Source organism: Fibrobacter sp. UWB4 (genome assembly GCF_002210345.1).
Classification (GTDB): Bacteria; Fibrobacterota; Fibrobacteria; order Fibrobacterales; family Fibrobacteraceae; genus Fibrobacter.
On record NZ_MWQI01000001.1, the window covers coordinates 427380 to 447841 of the forward strand.

Below are 20462 nucleotides of genomic sequence, written 5' to 3' on the forward strand. Positions count from 1 at the left end.
ATGAGTATAAAATATTGATTTTGATTAGAATATCTTATATTTAAAGTACATATTTGTGAAGGAGTGAAATATGAAAAAGGAAATTGCTTTATTAGTTGCAGCCGGTTGCATTGGTGCTGGTGCGGCTACGGTGAATTACGACCTTTTGGGGCGTAAGGGAAGTAAAATGAATTCCCCGATGGTCTATAGGAATATAGACTATAGTAAAATGAAGAAACAAGAACAGCAAAACATTGGTTCTTCTCTGGATGCTAATGTCTTGGCTAAAAAGGCTTCAGGTCTTGTAAATGGTGCGTATTCTGCGGAAGGCCGTTTCTTTAATCGAGGTTGGACCGGAGCGAACGACTGCTATACGAACTATAGTAATACGAACTATCGTTGCTTCTATAATTTTACGGCACATTCTTACTCTTATCCAACGCTTTCTTCTGATCGAGGAAGCTTGTTTTATGCATACGGTCCGTATGGTGATATTGGTTACATTGAACGATCGAATGAATATTTTAAATACATCCCCGTTCCTGATGATTATATAAATCCAAACTTCTATACGGAAAACAGTTTTTCTCGTGCCAATAATCAAGGGTATAGTTTTTCGTATAACAATTCTTTCAATTTCAATAATCCTGTACAGACATCTCCCTATGGAGATGGAAGTCAAATTCAGTACAAGAATTTCAAAGATGTTAGAGACGGAAGTTCTTATTCTGATAGACAGTATATATCGGTTTGGTATGGTGCGCAGAATTCCGCTAATTACGGTAATGCTGCTTATACTAGCCAGCCGTATACTTGGGCGGTCGAATGGAAAAATGACTGGACAAATGTTGGCATCTATGTGCCTTTAAATGCAATGCCAGTCAAGATGGCTCAAAATGATCAGATTAAATATGTGGTAGTGTCTCCGGCTAGCTATTGGCAAGTTCCATCAAATGAAATTGATGCTTCGAAAACATTTAAAATATTAAAGAATTCTTCGAAAAAATCCGATATTTATGTGGGTTCTGCGGAATATCCGAGTTATCCGAGCAATATTCAAAAGGATAACATTTATATGGGTCTTCGAGTCCGTAAGCCCATGGCGGGCGGATTTATGCCTTCTGGATTGTATTACTCAGATGAAGCGCGTACGCTCGATAACTACATCTATACCAATCGTACTGTAGAAATTGTTGCTGCAGGTGAAGGTAGTGGATCCAACAGAAACTTTGCAAATATTGCCCACGCTGTAAATGCTATTACAGTTGGCGCTGTTGATCCTACAAGCGGTAATGCTACTGCATATACGCCTAATGTTCGACCCAGATATTGCACTAGCGGAATCGGAAACTGCAATTCGAGCAGTTCTTACAATATTGGAACTACAAAGCCGGAAATTAGCAATTATACTCATTTTTATTTTAATGAAGGTGGCTATAATTCGGATAAGGGCCGAAAGTATACGGCGTCATGGGGAACTGTTTCGACATATGACCCTTATTACGATGGTACGTCAATTTCTGCTGCATATACTGCAGGTATGGTTTCTGACCTTCTGGCTACAAATGCTTTCTACCGTAGGCATCCTGAAGTTGTTAAGGCTACATTGCTTACATCGGCAAGTGTGACTGGCGTCCCGACCTATGCAACTTTGTTGCCGCCTCGTTCCTATACAGATGTAAACCATGCTTATCCGTATAAGCATGAATCCCGTTTCTGGGTCGGCGATATCAATAAGGTGAAAACTCATGAGGATTCTTATGGCAGAAAGGAAATCAGATTTAAGGTGAAAACTTCTGATTTTGAATCGAATAATTTTGTTGCTGCTATTTCCTGGTTGAGTAGTGGTGACGATATCGCAAATCTTGCTAAGATTCCTCAGGATTTTGACCTTAGGGCTTATGCAAATAATTCGGGAAATCTTAATGATCTTGAAACCTTCCTGGATTCTTCCTTAAGTTCTTTTGACGCTTTTGAAAAGGTATCCTTCTCGACAAGTGCAAACTATATTGTGTTCGTTATCACCTTGTATTCTGATGACGTGAATAGTGAAAACCGTGGACAGGTTGTCTTGGGCTTTGACATGATGTCTCGCTAATTCGAACTCGTTGAAATATAAAATACAGCCTTATTTGTAAAGCCTCGCTAGCGTATTGCTGGCGGGGCTTAACTTGTTGTAAATAATTTTATATGTTGTTATATATAGAAACTATTTTATTATTTTATAGATACTTATAAAATAATAAAGAGAGAGGGTGTAAATGAATAAAAAAATGGCTTTCATTGTGGCTCTAGGCTGTGCTTATGCCGGTGCTACTTCTACTGTAAATTATGACCTTCTTGGTCGCAAGGGGAGCAAAATGAATTCCCCGATGGTCTATAAGAATATAGACTACTCCAAGATGAAAAAGGATAAACAGCAGGTCGGGTCTTCGCTAGAAGTGAAGTCTTTGGCGAAAAACGCTGGTCCAGGTTTTCAGAATAACGCGGATGCCATAACGGGTATTTTCAATAATAGAGGGTTGGAACATCAAAATAACACGTACCCTTATTATATGAAACGGTACTTCCAGCAAGGTGCCCCTCTTGAAGGCTGGTATAGCACCTTGGGTGGGGAGTCTGGGTACATGAAGCAATCCAATCAGGTCTTTTTCCCTGTCCCGATGGAACGCAAGAATCCGGTTAACCTGCAATACGGGGTAAGAACGAATGTTCCGTCAAGTGAATATTCCCTTTCGACAACGAATTATACCTTCAATAACAATTCGCAGCCATCTCCTTACAGCTATTCTCAGTATGGCAATACCGAGATGATTAATTATATGCCGTTTTCCGCTATTGAAAACTACGCCAAGAGGTATTCGATTTGGTGGTATGACAATCCGTCGTATACGCCGAATCCAGAACAGTGGGACGATGTGGGTATTTATATGTCCATAGACGCCCTTCCGGTCAAGTTGGATCCGAATAAGTCTGTTCCGTATCTTAAGCTTGCGTCTGGAGAATTGTTCGAACCGACGCCTGAAACAGAAATGCTGTCTTCAAGAACGTATGATGTTATAAAGGCGACGGCGAAAAATTCTGTGATTTTTGTCGGTAGCGAGTACCCTCTATGGCCGGAAGATTATCCGTTAAATCCGAATCATCGCAGTCCGTTTGTTTATGTGGGTGTTCGAAATCGCCAATATGGAAATGTCGATAATCAGCTCGCAAAGCAATATTCTTATGAAACGATGCAGGTTGATAATGCCATATATAGAGGTCGTCGTATTGATGTTATTCCCGCTGGGAATTATAATGTGAGAAACAATTCAGGGCATCTTGGTCTTGAAGCTCATGCAGCCAATGCCATTACGGTGGGTGCAGTCGATGCTGAAACTCGAAAAATCACGAGTTATAACTCGACTCAATCCTATTATTGTACTCTGGGTTTAAGGCAATGCAATGATGGAAATAATTTGAGGATTGGTTCCCGAAAGCCTGAAATCTACAATTTTTCTCATTACTATTTTGATCATCAATCTAATAGCAACTATCCTCAAGAACAGAAACGAGTTTATACGAATAGATCTACTGGAATTGCCTATACCTATAACCCGTATTACGACGGTTCCGAAATGGCTGCTGCATATACGGCAGGGCAGATCGCGAACCTTTTGTCGGCAAATCCGTACTATCGCTGGCACCCGGAAATGGTGAAGGCTTTGATGCTTACTTCTGGGGATGTCTCTATAAACACTCCATATCCGAATGGAACTCCGATAACGACAAAGATGCCTTCTTATTATAGCATGCTTACGGACCAAAATCACAGTGAAGTTTTCCATGAATCCCGCTATTGGGTGGGCGAAATCAGTAAGCTGTACACGCATTATACAGATGAAGGACAGAAAGAAATTCGTTTCAGTGTCAAGCGTCCTACAGATAAGAGTAATTTTACAGCAGCAATTGCTTGGTTAAGTAGTGGTTCTGATCTTGTTAAGGTTGGCAGAGTTCCTCAGGATATCGACCTTTATGTGTATGAAAGCAATACCTCGAATGTGAATAATCTTTCTAATTTAAAAGTCTCATCGCTTGATGGAGATAATGCATATGAACGTAAATCGTTTACGTCAAATGCAAACTATCTTATTTTCCGCATTCTTATTTATGCCGACCGTACTCCGGATAATTCAGACAATAAAGGTAAAATTGTCCTTGGCTTCGATCTTGCTGGTATCTAGTTCCTGTGAAGCCTAAATGCTTAAAATGCCCCGATGGAAAAATCCGTCGGGGCGTTTTTGTTTGTTTGAAATGGTTAAATAACTTTATCTGTGACAATGCGCCATTCGCCGGGCTTTAAGTCCCCTAGCGGGATGTTCCCGATTTGCACACGGACAAGGCGGAGGGTCGGGAAACCTACGGCTGCTGTCATGTGCCGCACTTGACGGTTCTTGCCTTCGATGAGCGTGAGTTTTACCCAGCTGGTGGGAATATTGGCGCGGTAGCGCACTGGCGGGTTGCGGGGCCAGATCCAGTCGGGTTCTTCGGCGATTTCTGCCTTGCAGGGCTTGGTGTGGTATCCCTTGATGTCCACGCCTTTAGAGAGCTTTAGGATGGCTTCCTTGGTAATTTGTCCGTCAACTTGTGCGAGATAGGTTCGCGGGTGTTCGTATTTGGGGTCTAGAAGTTTTTTGATGAGTTTCCCGTTATCGGTTAGGAGTAACGCGCCTTCACTGTCGTGATCGAGCCTGCCGGCTGCATAGATGTCTGGCGGGAACCCGAAAGAATTTAGGGCTAAATGTCCTGATTCTGGGGTGAATTGGCTTAATACGCCATAGGGCTTGTTGAAAATAATAACAGTTGACATGCCTCATAATGATAAAAAATTTTATATTCAAAGCATGATTGATATTTACACTTTGGCGAAAAATCCGCTTGTATTCCAGAAGCCGAGAACGATTACTTCGGCTTATATTGACGTGTCAGGAAAGATGGGTCTTGCGCAGACTGTGCTCATGGTCCAGGACAATATTACGGAAAATTTTGGATCCATGAAAATGGACAATTTCGTGGTCAAGGAAAAGGGCGGCTTCTGGGTTGTTTATAAGGCCAAGTTCAAATTCTTGAAACGTCCGTACTGGAAAGATAAAGTTGTCACGACATCCTTCCCGGCAGATAATCAGCTTATCCGCTTGAACGAAAATACGGCGATTACGACGATTGAGGGCGAACCGATTATTTTTGCAAAACAGGAAATGTGCTGCCTGAGCTTCGATCGTCATCGTCCGATGCGCCTTTCTGCGGTCGATTTCCCGACGGAAGGTTTTCCTGAAGCATTCATGACGGATGATTTCGACCGCTTTAACGTGAAGCCTGAAGAATATCAGGAAGTTTATCAGCAGAAGGTCTTGCCGCAACATATCGATATGTCGCACCATATGAACAATATCGAATATGTAAAACTTGCATTGAACGTCTTTAGCGCGTCTGACCTGGAACTTTGCATTCCTTCGGAACTTGAAGTCCATTACTTGGGTGAATCCAAGGAAGGCCAGGTTTTAAAGGTTTTCCGCGCGGATCATAATGGAGCGACTTACATGCGCATTCTCGATGAGACGGATCGCCCTGTCTTCGAAATGAAACTCAGGATGATGTAGTTGTTGTGCTGCTGATGTCATTCCCGACTAGATCGGGAATCGCCTTTTTGTTTTATTAAAGGAGATGCCCGCTCTGTGGCGGGCATGACAAGAAACACTAGTTTATGCTATAAAACTTCAAAGAACTCCGGACGGTGAAAGTCCGGTTTTTCTGTTTCTATGGGAAATGCGCTCAGGTAATGGGGCGTGTTTGCCTTATCGGCGCATTTGTAGAGGTTTCCGCGGAGCGGTGCTTCTATTGCTTTCATTCCGAAAATCTCGGCAGGAATTTCAACAGCCATTGTCCAGTAGACGCTGTCGTCTTGGATGCTTGGCGCTGTTCCTGAACGCTTGATTTTTGCGATGGCGTCAAGCGGGAGCGTTTGTCTGTTCTCGCGGCCTGTACCCCGGGCGGCGAGAATAAAGCCTCGGCTTGTCGTTTCGAAGTTGAAATATTCAGCCGGGTTTGCTGGATTCTGCAAGAAAATTTCCACGCAGGAATCTTCCCAGCTTCGACCGTTGTCTTCTTGAACGGCTGCGCGGTAGCAGTTCACGGGTTCTTCGACTGTGAATTTAACTGTGATTATGCGGGGAGTCCATGAAAAATCAGCGGTGACCATCGGGTGGATGATTCCCTGATTTGCAGTCCATTTCATATTCGGTTTTAAAAGCATGAAAATAAATTAGCAAAAAACAAGAAGTGATTAAACAATGTTTAAACAGTGTTTAATCACTTTTTCATTGTATTGAAAATGCTGAAATTGAATTAAAAACGCCATTTGCAACTTATGGCATGGCTTTTGCAATGTTGAGCGTGATTCCGCAAAGGTATGAATGTACCGATACGCGGCGAACCTTAAAAAATAGGAGGCCGATATGGCTGAAAAAACAGAAAAGAAAACTTCGAGTACCCCTGCAATGTCTTCGGCATTTGATTGCCTTGCTGTGACAAACGTGCAGGTTTATCCGTTTAAGGAAGGCGCAAATCTTGGACACATGAAGGGCGTTGCTACGATTGTGCTGAATGACCAGATCCAGATTCGCGGGCTTCGCGTGATGGATGGTGAAAACGGAATGTTTGTGGGGTATCCGATCGATACTTTCTATAAAGGGGAGGACTATCGCACCGTTTGTTTGCCTATAACTCGCCAGTTGAGAGAACATATTGAAAGCTGTGTGCTTGAAAAGTATCAGGCTGCAGTAGCATAAGGCAGGTGCAAATTGTTTCGCAGAATCCGTTCTTATTGCTTGTTTGGAATAAAGGCTGTTCCTGTCAGTGTGGAAGTCGATGCCGCTCAGGGACTGCCTGGGTTTACTCTTGTCGGACTCCCGGACAATGCGGTAAGGGAATCTCGAGAACGTGTTGTTTCGGCGATACGCTCCATCGGGAAAGTGGTGACAGGTTTTCGTACAACGGTGAACTTGTCGCCTGCGGATTTGCGAAAGGAGGGGAGTGCATTAGACCTTCCGCTTGCGATTGGCTTGCTTGTTTCGACTGGGGAGATAGAAGTTCCGCAGTTGGAACGCTATGTCTTTGTAGGCGAACTCTCATTGGATGGTTTGTTGAAGCCTGTCCGTGGTGTGTTATCCATTGCAATGAATTTGTCTACAGCACGTGACTGTATTCTCGTGATTCCGCGCGGGAATGAGCAGGAAGCTTCGCTGGTGGAAGGTCTTCGTTTTATTTGTGCGGATTCGCTTGGGGAGTGCGTTGAAATCCTAGAACGCAATTCTAGTCAGGGTGTAAAAATTGCAAAAGGCATTTCTTCGTGTCATGTAAGCGTTAGTAATGAAATTCCCGATTTCAAGAATGTAGTGGGAATGGATGGTGTAAAACGGGCGCTTGAAATTGCTGCTGCGGGAGCGCATAATTTCTTGTTGGTGGGGTCGCCCGGTGCTGGTAAGACACTTTGTGCGAAATGCTTGCCGGGAATCCTCCCGGAGATGACTGAACAGGAAATTTTAGAAACGACGCGTATCCATTCTTGTGCGTTGCGAGCCGGTGATTCTGATGCGTTTAAACCCGTGCTTACGCGCCCGTTCCGTTCACCGCATCATTCTGCATCGATGGTGTCGCTTGTGGGCGGCGGAACCCGTCTTTTGCCAGGGGAGGCGAGCCTTGCGCATAATGGAGTTCTTTTTTTGGATGAATTGCCGGAGTTTAACCGCAGTGTGTTGGAAGCTCTGCGCGAGCCAATGGAAGAAGGCGAAATCTCGGTTAGCCGTGCGAGTGGAACTGTTATATGGCCAGCGAGATTTATGATGGGGGCTGCAATGAATCCATGCCCTTGTGGATATTCAATGGATCCTAAGCGTGAGTGCACCTGCTTGCCTGAGGCTCGTAAGCGCTACCGTGAAAAAATATCGGGACCGTTATTGGACCGCATCGATATCCAGGTGAGCGTCCCTCCTGTTGATGCTGCTATGTTTGTGATAAAAGGACGAGGTGAGTCGTCTGCTGATATTCGCAGACGCGTGTGCGCTGCACGATCTGTTCAGCGCGAACGCTTCCGAAATTTGCCTTTTAAATCCAATGCCGAAATGTCGTCGGAGTATGCAAGAAAATTTGCAGAGATGACTCCTGCCGTAGAACGTTTTGCTGTCAATGCCGCAGCCAAGATGGACTTGAGTGCGCGTGGGTACTTTAGGTTGTTAAAAGTTGCGCGTACGATTGCCGACTTGCGAGGCACTTCCGCCGTTGATATTATGGATCTCTCTGAGGCTTTGCGTTACCGCGCCTTTAGAGGATAGAGCGGCTTTGCTGCAGTTACTAGAACTTAGTTACTAGTTAATAGTCTTTGGTCATTAGTTATTGATCAAAAGAAGATGTTGATTTAAAATTCTCTAGTAACTAGTAACTCGAAACTAGTAACTTTTGTTTCCTACTGTCTACTAATCTTCACGCTGGCTTCGGCGCCTAGGCAGCCGGGAACGGCTTTAGGTTTTACGACGGAGACTTCGACGGCTGAGGCTTTAGAATAATGCTCTAGGACGTATTCAGCTGTTTTTACGACAAGAGTTTCGACAAGCTTGAAACAAGAAAGGCGGATGAACCCTTTTAGTTCTTCCGCCAGCTTTGCATAGTCGATAGATTCGTTTAAATCTTCTGTTTCTGCAGCTTTTGCGAAGTCCAACCAAAGAGTGAGGTTCAAGATGATTGGTTGTTCGTTTATGCGTTCGTAGGGAAGAACACCAACGATGCAATCAAATTGAACGTCTTTGAGCCGGATTCGCCCTTGTTCCATTACCATGCGAACAAAACGATAGCTGTGGTCAAGGACACTGCCGATACGCCGAACCAGATGTTGCGGGCCATAGCGTAGGAATCCTTTGTATCCTTGTTGATTTTCATTCTACTCTTGAGATCTGCGTAAGTCCAGCCGGCTGTGGTGAATGCTGCTGAATCATTTGTTTTCTTATAGTAGTCTATGCAGGCTTGCTGGTCCGTTACGCCTTTGATTTTTGCACATCCCACAGAGATCTTTTCTTCTGCGGTATTGGCGATATTTTCAAGCTTCTTGTAAGCGTCGTTTGCTTCGCTGGACTTCATTTGCTGGAGAACGCCAAGCACGGCGCTGCCTGCTGCGACAGCCGAGAGAGCAACTGCACTCCAGAAGCGAACTTCGTCAGCAATACCGAAACGATCCTTAACGTCCTGTGCTGCTGCGGATGCAGAATAATCGCGAGCGTCGGCACGTGAATTTGTGTTGTTCAGGTCGCCAGAAACGTCGTAGCTGCTGCTGTTCTTTGCGGCAATGATGTCTTCGTCACAGGAAACATCAAATTCGTCACATTCTTGCTTCGGTGCGGTACTTGTTGCGGCCGGGGCTTCGTTTTTGAGGTCAATCTGAGTTCCGTTTACAAATGCGACTGCAGATGTTGCTCCTGGGATATAGACGAACTTACCGTCGAAGTATACCTTTTCGGCATCGTCGCCCGGCTTCATACCGCGGCGTTCATAAAGCTTGGCTTTGATGATATCGCTGTAGGAAATGTTCGAGGGGACGCTCAATGCTGTCATGGATGAAATATCACCGACTTGACCGATGTAAAGCTGATAGGCATTAAGGCCAGATTCCTGAGCAAACTTCTGACGGAGGACAATTTTTCCAGAAGGAACAGATGCGGCTTCGTCAACAGAAGCGGTGCTCAGTTCGCCGTAAGAGGCAAAAACCTGGTTGTCAGACGAGACGGCATCTTTAGCCGTGAAATCAGCAATATCATAAACTCCAGCGAATGCTGCTGCAGCGGAAAGGCAGAGGGCCAATAAGAAAGAACGCTTCATCGTATCTACTCCGAATAATCCAATTTTTTTGGAAAAATATATAAAAAAAACACCAATAGTGAATTATATAATTTTTTTTCACGACTAGAATCGCGATTTAGGCGAATAAATTATAAGTGTGATGAAAATGTCACGTAATTATATTGTTTGGCCGACTGCTTGTAAAAGTCTGGTTACAAACTTCCGTTTTTTCTAATGACTAATAACTAACGACTAATAACGGTCATTTCTATTTACTATATGGCACTCCTTCGGAGTGCATCTAGTACGGCTCGGCTATGCCAAAAAACAAAAATGTTTTTTGCCTTTCTAGCTTTGCACACTTTTGTCGCAGCTCTCGCCTTTGACGCTCTTTGAGCGTCTTTTGCTGGGCTCAAAAATGAATCTGCAAGCAGCTTCGCTTTGTTCGCCCTACGCAAAAGTTACTATATTTTCCTGCGTAAAATTTTAACCCTAAAAAAGAAGGTGCTATAATGGCAAAGCTTTCTATCGAAGATCTCGAACTCGCCGGCAAGCGCGTGTTCATCCGTGTTGACTTCAACGTTCCGCAGGACAAGGTGACTGGCGAAATCACCAACACCAAGCGTATCGAAGCCGCTCTCCCGACTATCCAGTACGCTCTCGACAAGGGTGCAGCAGTCGTGCTCGCTTCCCACCTCGGCCGTCCGAATGGCGAAAAGAACATGAAGTACACGCTCGCCCCGGTTGCCAAGAAGCTCGAAGAACTCATCAAGAAGCCGGTGAAGTTCCTCTCCGACTGCGTGGGTCCTGAAGTTGAAGCAGCCTGCGCCGCTATCAAGCCGGGTGAAATCATCCTCCTCGAAAACCTCCGCTTCCACATTGAAGAAGAAGGCAAGAGGAAGATCAAGAACGCTGATGGCACCGAAACTAAGGAAAAGGCCGACAAGGAAGCCGTCAAGGCATTCCGCGCAAGCCTCACCAAGCTCGCTGACGTCTACGTGAACGACGCTTTCGGTACCGCTCACCGCGATCACTCTTCCATGACTGGTGTTGAACTCCCGCAGCGTGCCGCTGGTTTCCTCATGAACAAGGAACTCAAGGCATTCGACCAGGTCCTCAACAATCCTCCGCGTCCGTTCCTCGCCATCCTCGGCGGTGCAAAGGTCGCTGACAAGATCCAGCTCATCAACAACCTCCTCGACAAGGCCGACAAGATCATCATCGGCGGTGGCATGGCTTTCACCTTCAAGAAGGTTCTCAACAACATCGAAATCGGTTCTTCTTTGTTTGACGAAGAAGGTGCCAAGCTCGTTCCGGATCTCATGGCTAAGGCTAAGGCTGCTGGCAAGGAAATCATCCTCCCGGTGGACTACATTGCTGCTGACAAGTTTGCTGCCGACGCTGCTACTAAGGCTGTCTCTGACGCTGAAGGCATTCCGGCTGGCTGGATGGGCCTCGATGTGGGCGCTGAATCCACCAAGCTCTTCGTGAACGCTATCAAGTCCGCCAAGACCATCGTCTGGAACGGCCCTGCAGGCGTGTTCGAATTCGAAGCCTTCGAAAAGGCTACCAAGGCTATGGCAGACGCTATCGTCGAAGCTACCGCTGCTGGCGCAATCACCGTGATCGGTGGTGGCGATACCGCTACGGCAGCCAAGAAGTACGGTGCAGACAAGAAGGTGACCCACACCTCTACGGGTGGTGGCGCATCTTTGGAACTCTTGGAAGGTAAAGTCCTCCCGGGTGTTGCAGTGCTTACTGACAAGTAATTCAAAATAAAATTTTGGATTTTAAAAGCTCCGCATTTTTGTGCGGAGTTTTTTATATTAATTCGCATGAAAATTATTTTGTTGTGTATTGCGTTGTTGATGATGCCTTGCTTGGCTAATGAACCGGCTGTGGTTACGCCAGTTGATTCAGCGGCGTATTATGACAGTTTAGCCAATTATAATTACCAAAGGTTTCGTGCGAATGAGACAATGTCCGAAGTGTTTTATTGGACGAGTGTTGGATTGTCTATTGCCACCCCGATTCTGGTGTTTGCCGCTAGAGGCGCTGCAGATTGTTATGGTCCCGAAGGATGCCGTGGGGGAAATGTTGTTTTGGACGCTGCTGCGCTTACTGCTGCAATTTTGGTCTTGCCTTCTTGGATTGCTTATGGAGGTTTTAGTATCGCGAAAATCAGACGTCAGCGGGATTTCTATAATTACAATCGAAAAAAAGAGGCGCTTTTAGAGCAACGAAAACTGAATGACGCTGAATCCGTCAATTTGCAAGTGCAAATTTCTCCCTTGCTAAATCCTCTAGATGGGCGTTACGGCGCCGTTTTGGCTTTCTCGTTTTAGCCTTGTTCGTCTTGCTTTGGCTCGGCGGTTTCGTCGTGTTCCTCGATTTTACTGACTTTGGTGAACCAGTAGTCTTCGCTGTTGATGGAACTCATGTTGCCGATGAGCTGGTCGAGGTCGAGATTTTGAATGTCGTTGTTTTCGTTAGGCATGTCTTGAATATAAAAATCATTTGAAAAGGAGGTTCCCGCTCGGGGGCGGGAATGACATTTAAAATGATCGTTTTTACATGATTTTTGTAGATTTATAATGTCTTTGTCAAAGGAGTTTTTATGTCGATTGCCGAATTTTCAAAGAAATTCCATGCGGATAAGCGCGGTAACTGTGCCATGGCTGTAGCTTATGGCTATGCAAAAGCAACGGGCAAGTCCGAAGAAGAGGCGGTGAAGGCCGCTGAAATGTTCCGTACTTTTGGCGGAGGCAAGGCTCCGGATGGCTTGTGCGGTGCGCTCTATGCTGCGAAGATGATGCAACCCGACCATGCCGAATCGATTGAAGAGGTCTTTAAGCGCGGCGCTCAGGGCTTTACCAAGTGTAAGGAAATCCGTCCGAACAAGATTATCCCGTGCAATCGCTGTGTGGAACTTGCAGGCGAAGCGCTGGATTTTCTTGAAAAATAACTGGATGCTTCGGGCTTTTGCCCTCAGCATGACGAGTTATATGTTGTGGGCTTTAGCCCTCTGCATGACGTTAAGGATTGTAGTCCACTTCCTACTGTCTACTTTCTACTGTCTACTAATTTCACGTTCAAGAGGTCTTCTTCCCAAGTTTCTTTTTGCTTGCGGAGAGCTTCGAGAGACTTGTCGTCAGCGCCACTTTCGTCTCGTGTTTGCATGAGCTGTTTGTAGCTTTCGGCAAGTTTGCTTGCGTGTGGATATTCCGGGACGAGAATGGCGAGTTCCTCCAAAATGGCTTCGTCTGAGTACAGGCGGGCGATTCCTTCGAGCGAACGTTCGATATACTTTGTTTTTTCGTTTTCTTGCTTGAACGCTTCTGCTTCTTTAAATTCGAGAGGTGTAATCTTGTCTATCCATGCCGTTTCTGCGATGTATAACTCGTTGTCTTCTGCGATCGCATCCTTGCGGCCAAATATTTCCAACTGCGACTTGAGGAACGGTCGATAGCTTTCTACATCGATATTTAACGAATTTTTTTCTGCAAAATCAGCGAGATTTCTGAGATTTGCCTCGGATGGATTGTTCAGGAGGCATTCTTTGAGTACTGCAAGCTGATCTTTGGGTGGAAGTCGCTTGAAAGATTCTGATCTGGAGCTGTTTGCGCGGATTCTGAGCCGCAGAATGCGTAACAGCAAGAGCATCATGATAGCAAAAAATACAATGGACCAACTCATGGACGAAAAAATAGATAATCCAGTCTGAATCAGCCGCGAAAAAAAGAATGAATATCTTGATATTATACGGATGGTGTCAAAAAATCTCAAGAATTTATGTTTTTACATATATTTTGCATTATTACGCGACCTCATTCCTTTTGAATTGGTTTATATTTAGGTGGAATTGTTGTAACCTATTATTAGGTGGAGATTGGAATATTATGAAATTAAATAAATGGATTACCCTTAGCGCATTGTTTGGCTGCTCTGTAGCTTTTGCTCAAAACGCTCAGGATGTCCGTACGCTGGATATTATTGTTCGTGATTTTCAACCGAATCATCCTGACTTCGAAAACTTCTCCGAAGAATCTGTTCAGCATTTGGATCAAATATATAACTACCAGGTGGGTAACGCAGCCATGAAGTTCTTTGGCTACGATGAAGACTGGTATATGAGAGCCGATCAATATCACAAAACCTGTGGTAACATGAATACGATTAACATGGGGTATGGTGCAAAGATTGGTACGGATGGTCTTCCTATGACTCCAAATATGTCTTTGCCGGGGTATTTGCAGGGAACCTCTGTTACGAATCAGACCTTGGAATACGGCGAGTGTTCTGATAAAAATAACGGTAATACACTGCGTGGCTACAAAAATGCGCAACCTGGTGTAAGTGGTTACAAGTGTCCGAATGGCGGCACAAACTGGGCAAATCCGGTGATCTACACGCCTGGTATGGTATATCCTTATTTGGAGTTTACCCCGGCGGCTGGAAGTGACAAAATTGATATGCTCTATGATGTGCATATCAAGAAACAGACGGAAGCCTGCGATAACCAGTTCTTTGATCAGTGGTTTACCGATGTTCCGGCTGTAAATAAGACTGTTTATGCGACCATGGATATCGGGAAGGATCCTCAAGGCTCCAAGTACTACATCTACGACTATAACTATAACAATGGTGGCTATTCTCCGCTTGATAGTATTGATCCTGTTTCAAGAGAAAGAGTCGGTGATAAGCCTTGTAATGCAAAAATTCAGCCAAATAAAGTATGCGAACAGTTTGGTGCGCAGTCGCTCTCTATTTTCTGTCCTCCATATGCTTATGAATGGGCTGATAAGCAGTACGACTACATGGGCCAAAATACAGCCCAGCTCTGTAAGGACTGGTTGCTTTTGGGTGGCCCGCGTTCTGTAAATGCCGATGGTGTTGGACACAGCGCTGCTTATGTGGCTGCGGCAAGAAATGGTTCGCTTGGTATGCAGCATCTTCGCAATTACGCTTTCACTATGATGGGGTATGCTAGCTTCAAGTACAAGAATTCAAACCAGTTAAACGCCGCCGGACAGCTTGATCCTGAAGTGTTCGAATTTGCTGGTGACGATGATATGTGGATCTTTGTGGATGGCGTACTTGTTGTGGACTTGGGCGGTACCCACCTCTCGGCTCCTGGCAAGGTTAATATTTTCACATTGGCTGCAAATAATCATGGTTGCCATGTGGGTGAACCTCTTTCGACTTATTCTAACTGCGCGGGCGCCTCTGACGCTACGGGTTGGGCCGATGATACCTGGCATCATTTGCATTTCTTCTATGCTGACCGTCAGTCAGATGGTTCTAACATTTACATCCGTACGTCTCTTGCAGAACTTGCTCCGTCTCGCTATGGTCAGCCTACAGTGAATAATGTCGTTGTGAAGGTGGATGATAAGGGTGTTTCTCATAACAGCATGTACATGAACGTACCCCTTGCAGATTCCAGCTTAAATATGATCTTGACAAATAAAGATTTGGTGCCCCCGATGGTTGTTATGCGCGATGAACCAGTTCTTGGTCCTGATGGAAAACAGTTAAAAACCCTTGCAGGAACAGATTCAGTAGTCACAATGGTTTATGGTTTCTATGTGACATCCTTAACAGGACCGACTGATAAGGGGGCCGATGGTCAAATGTATCAGTTTGAAGGTAAGGTGATGGGAATTGATGCGAATGGGAATGTGGTGGAAGTGCCTGGTGGTCTCTTGGGTGGCGACCGCATCGCATTCAATGTGCCGTGGAGCCAGGGGCTTGAAGACGACGGCAATAGCGGCTATCCTAAATATGTATGGGATCAGCTGATGCAGTGGTCTCACAAGGCTACATATTATATTGCATCTGTGTCTGGCAAGCATGTTGAAGGGTTTGATGAACGTGAAAAGTGGGGACAGATTTCTTATACGGCTCAGGCCATTGTGGCTGTGATTCCGGATGATCCTGCTTATGACCGTCCAGACTTTTCAAATGAAGCTCAGACGCTTTCTGAGTTGGCCGATAGGAGTGAAGACGGAAAGCTTCCGACTGATATGACGGCTGACCTCGTGTTGACCCCGATCCCCGCTGTTCCTGGTGTTGACCCGATTAAGTGGGCTAAGGATAATGCGGATAAGCTTACTGGTTCTCCCCGTCAGGGAAATACGGCTTATGCTCCTGGAACTTCTGTTGTGTACGGTGCTGGACAGGGAACCAATTCGACACTTTGCTATAGCAATGATGCTTCGACGATTCCGGGTAAAAAGAGTAATGAATCTTGCACCCAGTGGTCTTTCCCGACGACTCAGCCGTTCCATGTGAATATCCGCGTGTTTGACCACCTGGGCCACTTTGTGAATCAGTACAATAAGCGCGTAACACCAGATGATTTCAAGAAGGCTTTGGCTGGTAAATCTTCTGCTTATGATAAGATTGAAACTGTTCCGGCAATAGGCTGCACGAACCAGATGTATGGTTCCGATCCTACTTCCGCTACGGGTGCAATGCTTGCAACAATCAAGATGTATCCGGTAACTGAAAAGGGTCGCCTGCTTGCTACGGGTCCGTATATTTACCAGATGACCGTCGTGATGGATCAGTTTGAATATTGCTACAAGAGCTATGGTAATAAACTTACTGATATGACCATGCCGTTCATGCGTACTACGGAAACGATTAGACGCGGTTACCGCAGAACTCCGAAAAAGTAATATTAGTTCGTTGAAAGTTTAAAATACCCTGTGGTGATTGCCACGGGGTGTTTTTTTATCAGTAGTGAATGTGGGCTTTGGCTATTAGAAAAAAATGCGAGAGAATTGTTGTAGGGATTGCTCGCGGGAGGTGCTTGCGGCGTGTTCCGTTGGTGGGGTTAGAGAGGTTTCGCTATAAGTGCGAAGGGTTCGGCATCGGTGATGCGGACGCGGAGCGTTTGCCCGGCAGGGAATGAGCCTTGGAGGGCAACGGGGCGGTAGGCTTCGTTGCGGGCGATGGTGGTTCCGGCGCGGTAGCCTTGCTTTTCGGTGACGACGGTACATTCGTCGCCAATCCATTCGCGGTTGTTCTCGAGGGCTATTTGCTGGAACGCTTCGGCGAGAATCGCGGAACGCTTGTGCTTGATATCGTCGGGGATTGCAAGGGTTGTGGTGGCGAGATGCGCGCTGTTTTTTGCAGACTCGGGATGCGTTGGTTTGCTTGTTTCGAGATGTGCGGCGACGGTGCCTGGGCGCGCGACAAAACGCGTGATGTTGCAGACGGTCGGACGAGTTTCTTTCAAAAGCTTTAACGTGTCATTGAAATCTTCGGCGGTTTCGCCGGGATAGCCAACGATAAGGTCGGTGCTGAGTGTGAACTTGCTGAATCGCTCGGTAAAGGCGTGGGCGAGGGTCGCGTAGTCGCGAGCTGTATGGCGGCGGTTCATCGCCTTGAGCACGTTTTCACTGCCGCTTTGGACGGGAATGTGGATGAACTTGTAAATGCGATCATCCGTGAAGCAATCCAGGAGCGCTTCTTGATAGCTGAGGACATGGCGCGGATTGCCCATGCCGAGGCGGATGCGGTAATTGCCGTTCACGTGCGTCAGGATTCTCTGAGTGAGTTCGGCGAGATTCGTGCCGATGTCAAAACCGTAGCAGGCGCAATCCTGGCCCGTAAGCTGGATTTCTAGGCAACCGTCATCGACGAGTGCCTGGACTTGATCCACGATGGTTTGGGGTGCAAAGCTGTGGAGACGTCCTTTGACGAGATGCGTGCTGCAAAAGGCGCAGGCGTCAAGACAGCCTTCTTCGATGTTTACGATGCCGACGAACGGGGATTCGCGAAGGACGTTGCGAGAGACTTTATTGCTGTCGGGAGTGCGCGCGTTTATCAGGCTTGAGGGGGATTGCGCAGGGTGGGCTGTTGCTAGATTTGAGGGGGATTGCGCCGAGGTTTCAAGTTCTTTCAGGCTTGTAAATTGCACGTTCGGAACGGCACGGAGTGCTTCTTCGCGGAAGTCCTTGGGGGCGCAACCCGTGATGTATATGGGAACGCCCGGGAAAGTGCTCGCTGCTTTGCGCAGGAGTTTCATGGCGCCTGCATTGCCTTTGACCGTGCAAACGTTCAAGTAGAATGCTTCGGGCTTTTCAGTGCTGAAGTCCGCGGGATTCGCGGCGCTTGTGGAATTCTCGGCATTTTCAAGATTCGCGGGCGTCTTGGAAGAAAAACTCTCGGCACTTGTGGAATGCGCAGCCTTCGCTTCCGGAAACTCGAACGTGACTTCGGATTTTTGGGTGAGAATGCGCGCAATCTTTTCACCGTCACCGAAATTTGCGGCACAGCCCTGGCTTAAAACGACTATCATCTCTTGAATTTTTCCAGCGTGATGCCGGGGTAATAGTGCGTTAAGATCTGGATGTAGCTTTGACCTGCCTGTGCGCGAGCACGAGCGCCCATTTGGCAAAGCCCAACGCCATGCCCAAATCCCTTGCCTTTGAGAATCCAGTCATTACCGTTCTTGTGGATGCGGAAAAAGCTGGAGGGGAGGATGGTGCCACCGCGCTTGAACAGCCAGCGGATTTTGTCTGCTTTAGCAGTGAACGAACCGTTGTTCGTTTCGATGACGAGCGTGTGGATGCGACCGCTCTTGAGCGTGTCTTGAATGTGCATCGACTTGATGCTCGAAAAACTCGGGACGTTTGCTTTCGCTTCTTTTGCGTTTATCTGGAATAAATCGCGAAGTTCGTCTTCGGTAAATTCACGAGTCCATTCGGTGTAGTTGGATTCGCGGCACCACGGCGTTCCGTCGGGGCGGAGGTCGGGCTTGTTTTTGAGATAGGGATGGTCTGGGCGTCCCCAGGTGGCAACGCCTTCGGTTTCGCCACCGCAAGTGGAATGGTAATAGGCGGTGATGAATTCTCCGTTGTACGTCATCACGACGCCTTCGGTTTCGCGGACGGCTTTGTCTGTAAGCTCGGTGGCGCTGTGGAGGCCTTTATAGACTTGGTCGCGCGTGTCGGCGTAAACGTCAAAGCCTTGTGCAACGCGGCTCCCGAAGTGTTTGTACGCGTAGGTGCGGGCCGCAACCGCTTGGGCCTTGAGCGCTTCGAACTTGGATTCGTCAAGCTTGCCGATTTCGTAAGGAACGACGCCACGCAGGTAATCTTCAATGTCGATGACGTTGATAGCGTTTAGCTTGTTGCCATTGGCGGTGACGATAAATTCGCCGTTGTAGCAGGCTTTATTGAGGCCTGCCTTGTCTGTTGCAATGGCGATGCAGTCGCTAGCAGAAGAACCTGCGGCCTTGAAAACGCGTCGGTCAGCGGTCTGCTGGCGCTTTGATTTTGTCTTGATTTTGAGTTTGCCTTTAGAGGCCGTGATGTGCAGTTCTTCGTTCTTTTGACGGACGAAGATATTTGGCACACCGACAAAGACACCCACCTGGATAGGGCGGTTGAGTTCTTTCTTGATTTTTTGAGGAACGATGGTCTGCTCGGATACGCTGTTTGCTTCGATCGGGCTATACTCAGAATCGCCGGCCGCAAGAGGTGAGGTCGCCAAGGAGAGTGTCGTCAAAGCAACTGCTGAAAATATCCGGAGCAGGCCCATGGACCTTATTTCTTTTTGAGCTTCGCCTGGGTTTCTTTTGCCATCTTGCGGAGCTTGGACTGATTCATCGTGCGGTCCGACGTCGAGATCTTATCGACAAAGAGGTCGCCGTTGAGGTGGTCGCATTCGTGCTGGATGCAGCGGGCGAACAGACCTTCGCAGTTATGAATTTCCTGGGCTTCACCATTGATGTCAAAGAAACGAACTGTCACGCGGTCCGGACGGACAACGTTGCAGAAAATTTCCGGGAGGGAGAGGCAGCCTTCGTCATAGTCGACGTTCTTGGCATCCGGTTCAGCTTCCCATTCGGGGTTGAACATGATGTACGGACGCGGTTCCTCTTCGTCTGGAATGGCGGTGTCGATGACCACGAGACGGATGTTCTTGCCAATCTGCGGAGCGGCAAGGCCGCAGCCCGGAGCATCGTACATGGTTTCGAGCATGTCTTTTGCGAGCTGGCGGAGTTCCGGCGTGATTTCGGTGATGGGTTCGCACTTTTTGCGAAGCACCGGGTCACCGTAAATTCTGATGGGGAGAATGGCCATGATTACTTCTTTTCTTCGACCTTAGCGGAAGTGTCGTTATTGATGACGCGGAGAATGGCAGCCTTTTCGAATTCGATAGTGGAGGTGCCAGTGCGGAGCGTGATGATGTTTTCTTCCATGCTAGCGATGGTGCCGATGATGCCTGCGGCGGTCATGACCTTGTCGCCCTTCTTGAGCTGCTTGCGCATTTCGTCCATCTGCTTCATTTCTTTCTGCTTCGGGCGGATGAAGAAGAGCCACATCACCACAAAGAGGAGGATGAGCGGGAGGAAGCTGGCGAGGGCGCCCGGCTGTTCCGGCTGTGCTGCGTCTTGAGCGAAAGCGGCGATGGAGGAAAGAGTCACGAGAAGTGCAGAGAGTTTCATATTGAACCTTGTAAAAGGGTGAATGTGTTACGTAACAAAGATAGTAATTTGGATTTTAGAACTTAGAACTAAAAACTTATAATGCTGGCAATAATCGTTAATTGATTGTTTTATTTCGTTTTACAAGAAGGCGATTCCCGAACGGAGTCGGGAA

General features: G+C 46.8%; 19 protein-coding genes. 9 read left to right on the plus strand and 10 right to left on the minus strand.

All coding sequences use genetic code 11. The features are described from left to right. Nucleotides 1-70: 70 nt before the first annotated feature. Both B7990_RS01760 and B7990_RS01765 read left to right on the plus strand, forming a co-directional pair. Nucleotides 71-2077, plus strand: coding sequence for a hypothetical protein (locus B7990_RS01760; protein WP_088639339.1), 2007 nt, complete (start codon nt 71-73; stop codon nt 2075-2077). A 163-nt stretch (nt 2078-2240) separates the two neighbouring features. After that, nucleotides 2241-4202, plus strand: a complete 1962-nt coding sequence (locus B7990_RS01765; protein ID WP_088639340.1) for a S8 family serine peptidase — start codon at nt 2241-2243, stop codon at nt 4200-4202. A gap of 74 nt (nt 4203-4276) precedes the next feature. Here B7990_RS01765 and B7990_RS01770 read toward each other — a convergent pair whose 3' ends face one another. Beyond that, nucleotides 4277-4828, minus strand: coding sequence for a pseudouridine synthase (locus tag B7990_RS01770; protein WP_088639341.1), 552 nt, complete (start codon nt 4826-4828; stop codon nt 4277-4279). Between the two features lie 34 nt (nt 4829-4862). Between B7990_RS01770 and B7990_RS01775 the strand changes: the two genes are divergently transcribed. Next, a complete protein-coding gene (locus B7990_RS01775; protein WP_254917276.1) occupies nt 4863-5618 on the plus strand; it encodes an acyl-[acyl-carrier-protein] thioesterase in 756 nt (251 codons plus the stop codon). Between the two features lie 107 nt (nt 5619-5725). Here B7990_RS01775 and B7990_RS01780 read toward each other — a convergent pair whose 3' ends face one another. Further along, nucleotides 5726-6253: a carbohydrate-binding family 9-like protein gene (locus tag B7990_RS01780; protein ID WP_254917277.1), complete on the minus strand. Its 528-nt coding sequence runs from the start codon at nt 6251-6253 to the stop codon at nt 5726-5728. Between the two features lie 220 nt (nt 6254-6473). On the opposite strand from B7990_RS01780, the gene B7990_RS01785 reads away from it, so the two are divergent. Both B7990_RS01785 and B7990_RS01790 read left to right on the plus strand, forming a co-directional pair. After that, the gene (locus B7990_RS01785) at nt 6474-6806 is read left to right on the plus strand and encodes a SpoVG family protein (RefSeq protein ID WP_254917278.1); all 333 of its coding nucleotides are present in this window, start codon (nt 6474-6476) and stop codon (nt 6804-6806) included. 12 nt (nt 6807-6818) lie between these two features. Further along, complete coding sequence (locus tag B7990_RS01790) at nt 6819-8348, plus strand: YifB family Mg chelatase-like AAA ATPase (RefSeq protein WP_088639344.1); 1530 nt, start codon at nt 6819-6821, stop codon at nt 8346-8348. Nucleotides 8349-8479: 131 nt separating this feature from the next. On the opposite strand, the gene folB is transcribed toward B7990_RS01790, so the two are convergent. Both folB and B7990_RS01800 read right to left on the minus strand, forming a co-directional pair. Beyond that, the gene (gene folB, locus B7990_RS01795) at nt 8480-8848 is read right to left on the minus strand and encodes a dihydroneopterin aldolase (protein ID WP_254917279.1); all 369 of its coding nucleotides are present in this window, start codon (nt 8846-8848) and stop codon (nt 8480-8482) included. Beyond that, complete coding sequence (locus B7990_RS01800) at nt 8842-9882, minus strand: hypothetical protein (protein ID WP_088639345.1); 1041 nt, start codon at nt 9880-9882, stop codon at nt 8842-8844. Before B7990_RS01800 ends, folB begins: the two co-directional genes overlap by 7 nt. A 473-nt stretch (nt 9883-10355) precedes the next feature. Between B7990_RS01800 and pgk the strand changes: the two genes are divergently transcribed. Next, the gene (gene pgk / locus B7990_RS01805) at nt 10356-11612 is read left to right on the plus strand and encodes a phosphoglycerate kinase (protein ID WP_072826912.1); all 1257 of its coding nucleotides are present in this window, start codon (nt 10356-10358) and stop codon (nt 11610-11612) included. Nucleotides 11613-11678: 66 nt separating this feature from the next. Then, entirely contained in the window at nt 11679-12188 is a 510-nt protein-coding gene (locus B7990_RS01810) for a hypothetical protein (RefSeq protein WP_141099199.1), read from the plus strand. Here the strand turns inward: B7990_RS01810 and B7990_RS14910 are convergent. Then, complete coding sequence (locus tag B7990_RS14910; protein ID WP_176407171.1) at nt 12185-12340, minus strand: hypothetical protein; 156 nt, start codon at nt 12338-12340, stop codon at nt 12185-12187. The two genes, B7990_RS01810 and B7990_RS14910, sit on opposite strands and share 4 nt — an antisense overlap. Nucleotides 12341-12460: 120 nt before the next feature. Here B7990_RS14910 and B7990_RS01815 point away from each other — a divergent pair, with 120 nt between their 5' ends. Further along, on the plus strand, nt 12461-12808 hold the full coding sequence (locus B7990_RS01815) for a hypothetical protein (protein ID WP_088639347.1): 348 nt from the start codon (nt 12461-12463) through the stop codon (nt 12806-12808). Nucleotides 12809-12906: 98 nt separating this feature from the next. Here B7990_RS01815 and B7990_RS01820 read toward each other — a convergent pair whose 3' ends face one another. Further along, on the minus strand, nt 12907-13539 hold the full coding sequence (locus B7990_RS01820) for a hypothetical protein (RefSeq protein WP_088639348.1): 633 nt from the start codon (nt 13537-13539) through the stop codon (nt 12907-12909). 203 nt (nt 13540-13742) lie between these two features. Between B7990_RS01820 and B7990_RS01825 the strand changes: the two genes are divergently transcribed. Then, the gene (locus B7990_RS01825; protein ID WP_088639349.1) at nt 13743-16526 is read left to right on the plus strand and encodes a fibro-slime domain-containing protein; all 2784 of its coding nucleotides are present in this window, start codon (nt 13743-13745) and stop codon (nt 16524-16526) included. 158 nt (nt 16527-16684) lie between these two features. On the opposite strand, the gene B7990_RS01830 is transcribed toward B7990_RS01825, so the two are convergent. Genes B7990_RS01830 through yajC form a run of 4 tightly spaced genes read right to left on the minus strand, consistent with a single transcriptional unit; the run spans nt 16685 to nt 20308 of the window. Next, nucleotides 16685-18154, minus strand: a complete 1470-nt coding sequence (locus B7990_RS01830) for a radical SAM protein (protein WP_088639350.1) — start codon at nt 18152-18154, stop codon at nt 16685-16687. Next, nucleotides 18151-19365, minus strand: a complete 1215-nt coding sequence (locus tag B7990_RS01835) for a SpoIID/LytB domain-containing protein (RefSeq protein WP_254917280.1) — start codon at nt 19363-19365, stop codon at nt 18151-18153. The genes B7990_RS01830 and B7990_RS01835 overlap by 4 nt, the downstream gene beginning before the upstream one ends. A gap of 38 nt (nt 19366-19403) precedes the next feature. Further along, on the minus strand, nt 19404-19943 hold the full coding sequence (gene def / locus B7990_RS01840; RefSeq protein WP_014547023.1) for a peptide deformylase: 540 nt from the start codon (nt 19941-19943) through the stop codon (nt 19404-19406). Between the two features lie 2 nt (nt 19944-19945). Beyond that, on the minus strand, nt 19946-20308 hold the full coding sequence (yajC, locus tag B7990_RS01845) for a preprotein translocase subunit YajC (RefSeq protein ID WP_088639352.1): 363 nt from the start codon (nt 20306-20308) through the stop codon (nt 19946-19948). Between the last annotated feature and the right edge of the window lie 154 nt (nt 20309-20462).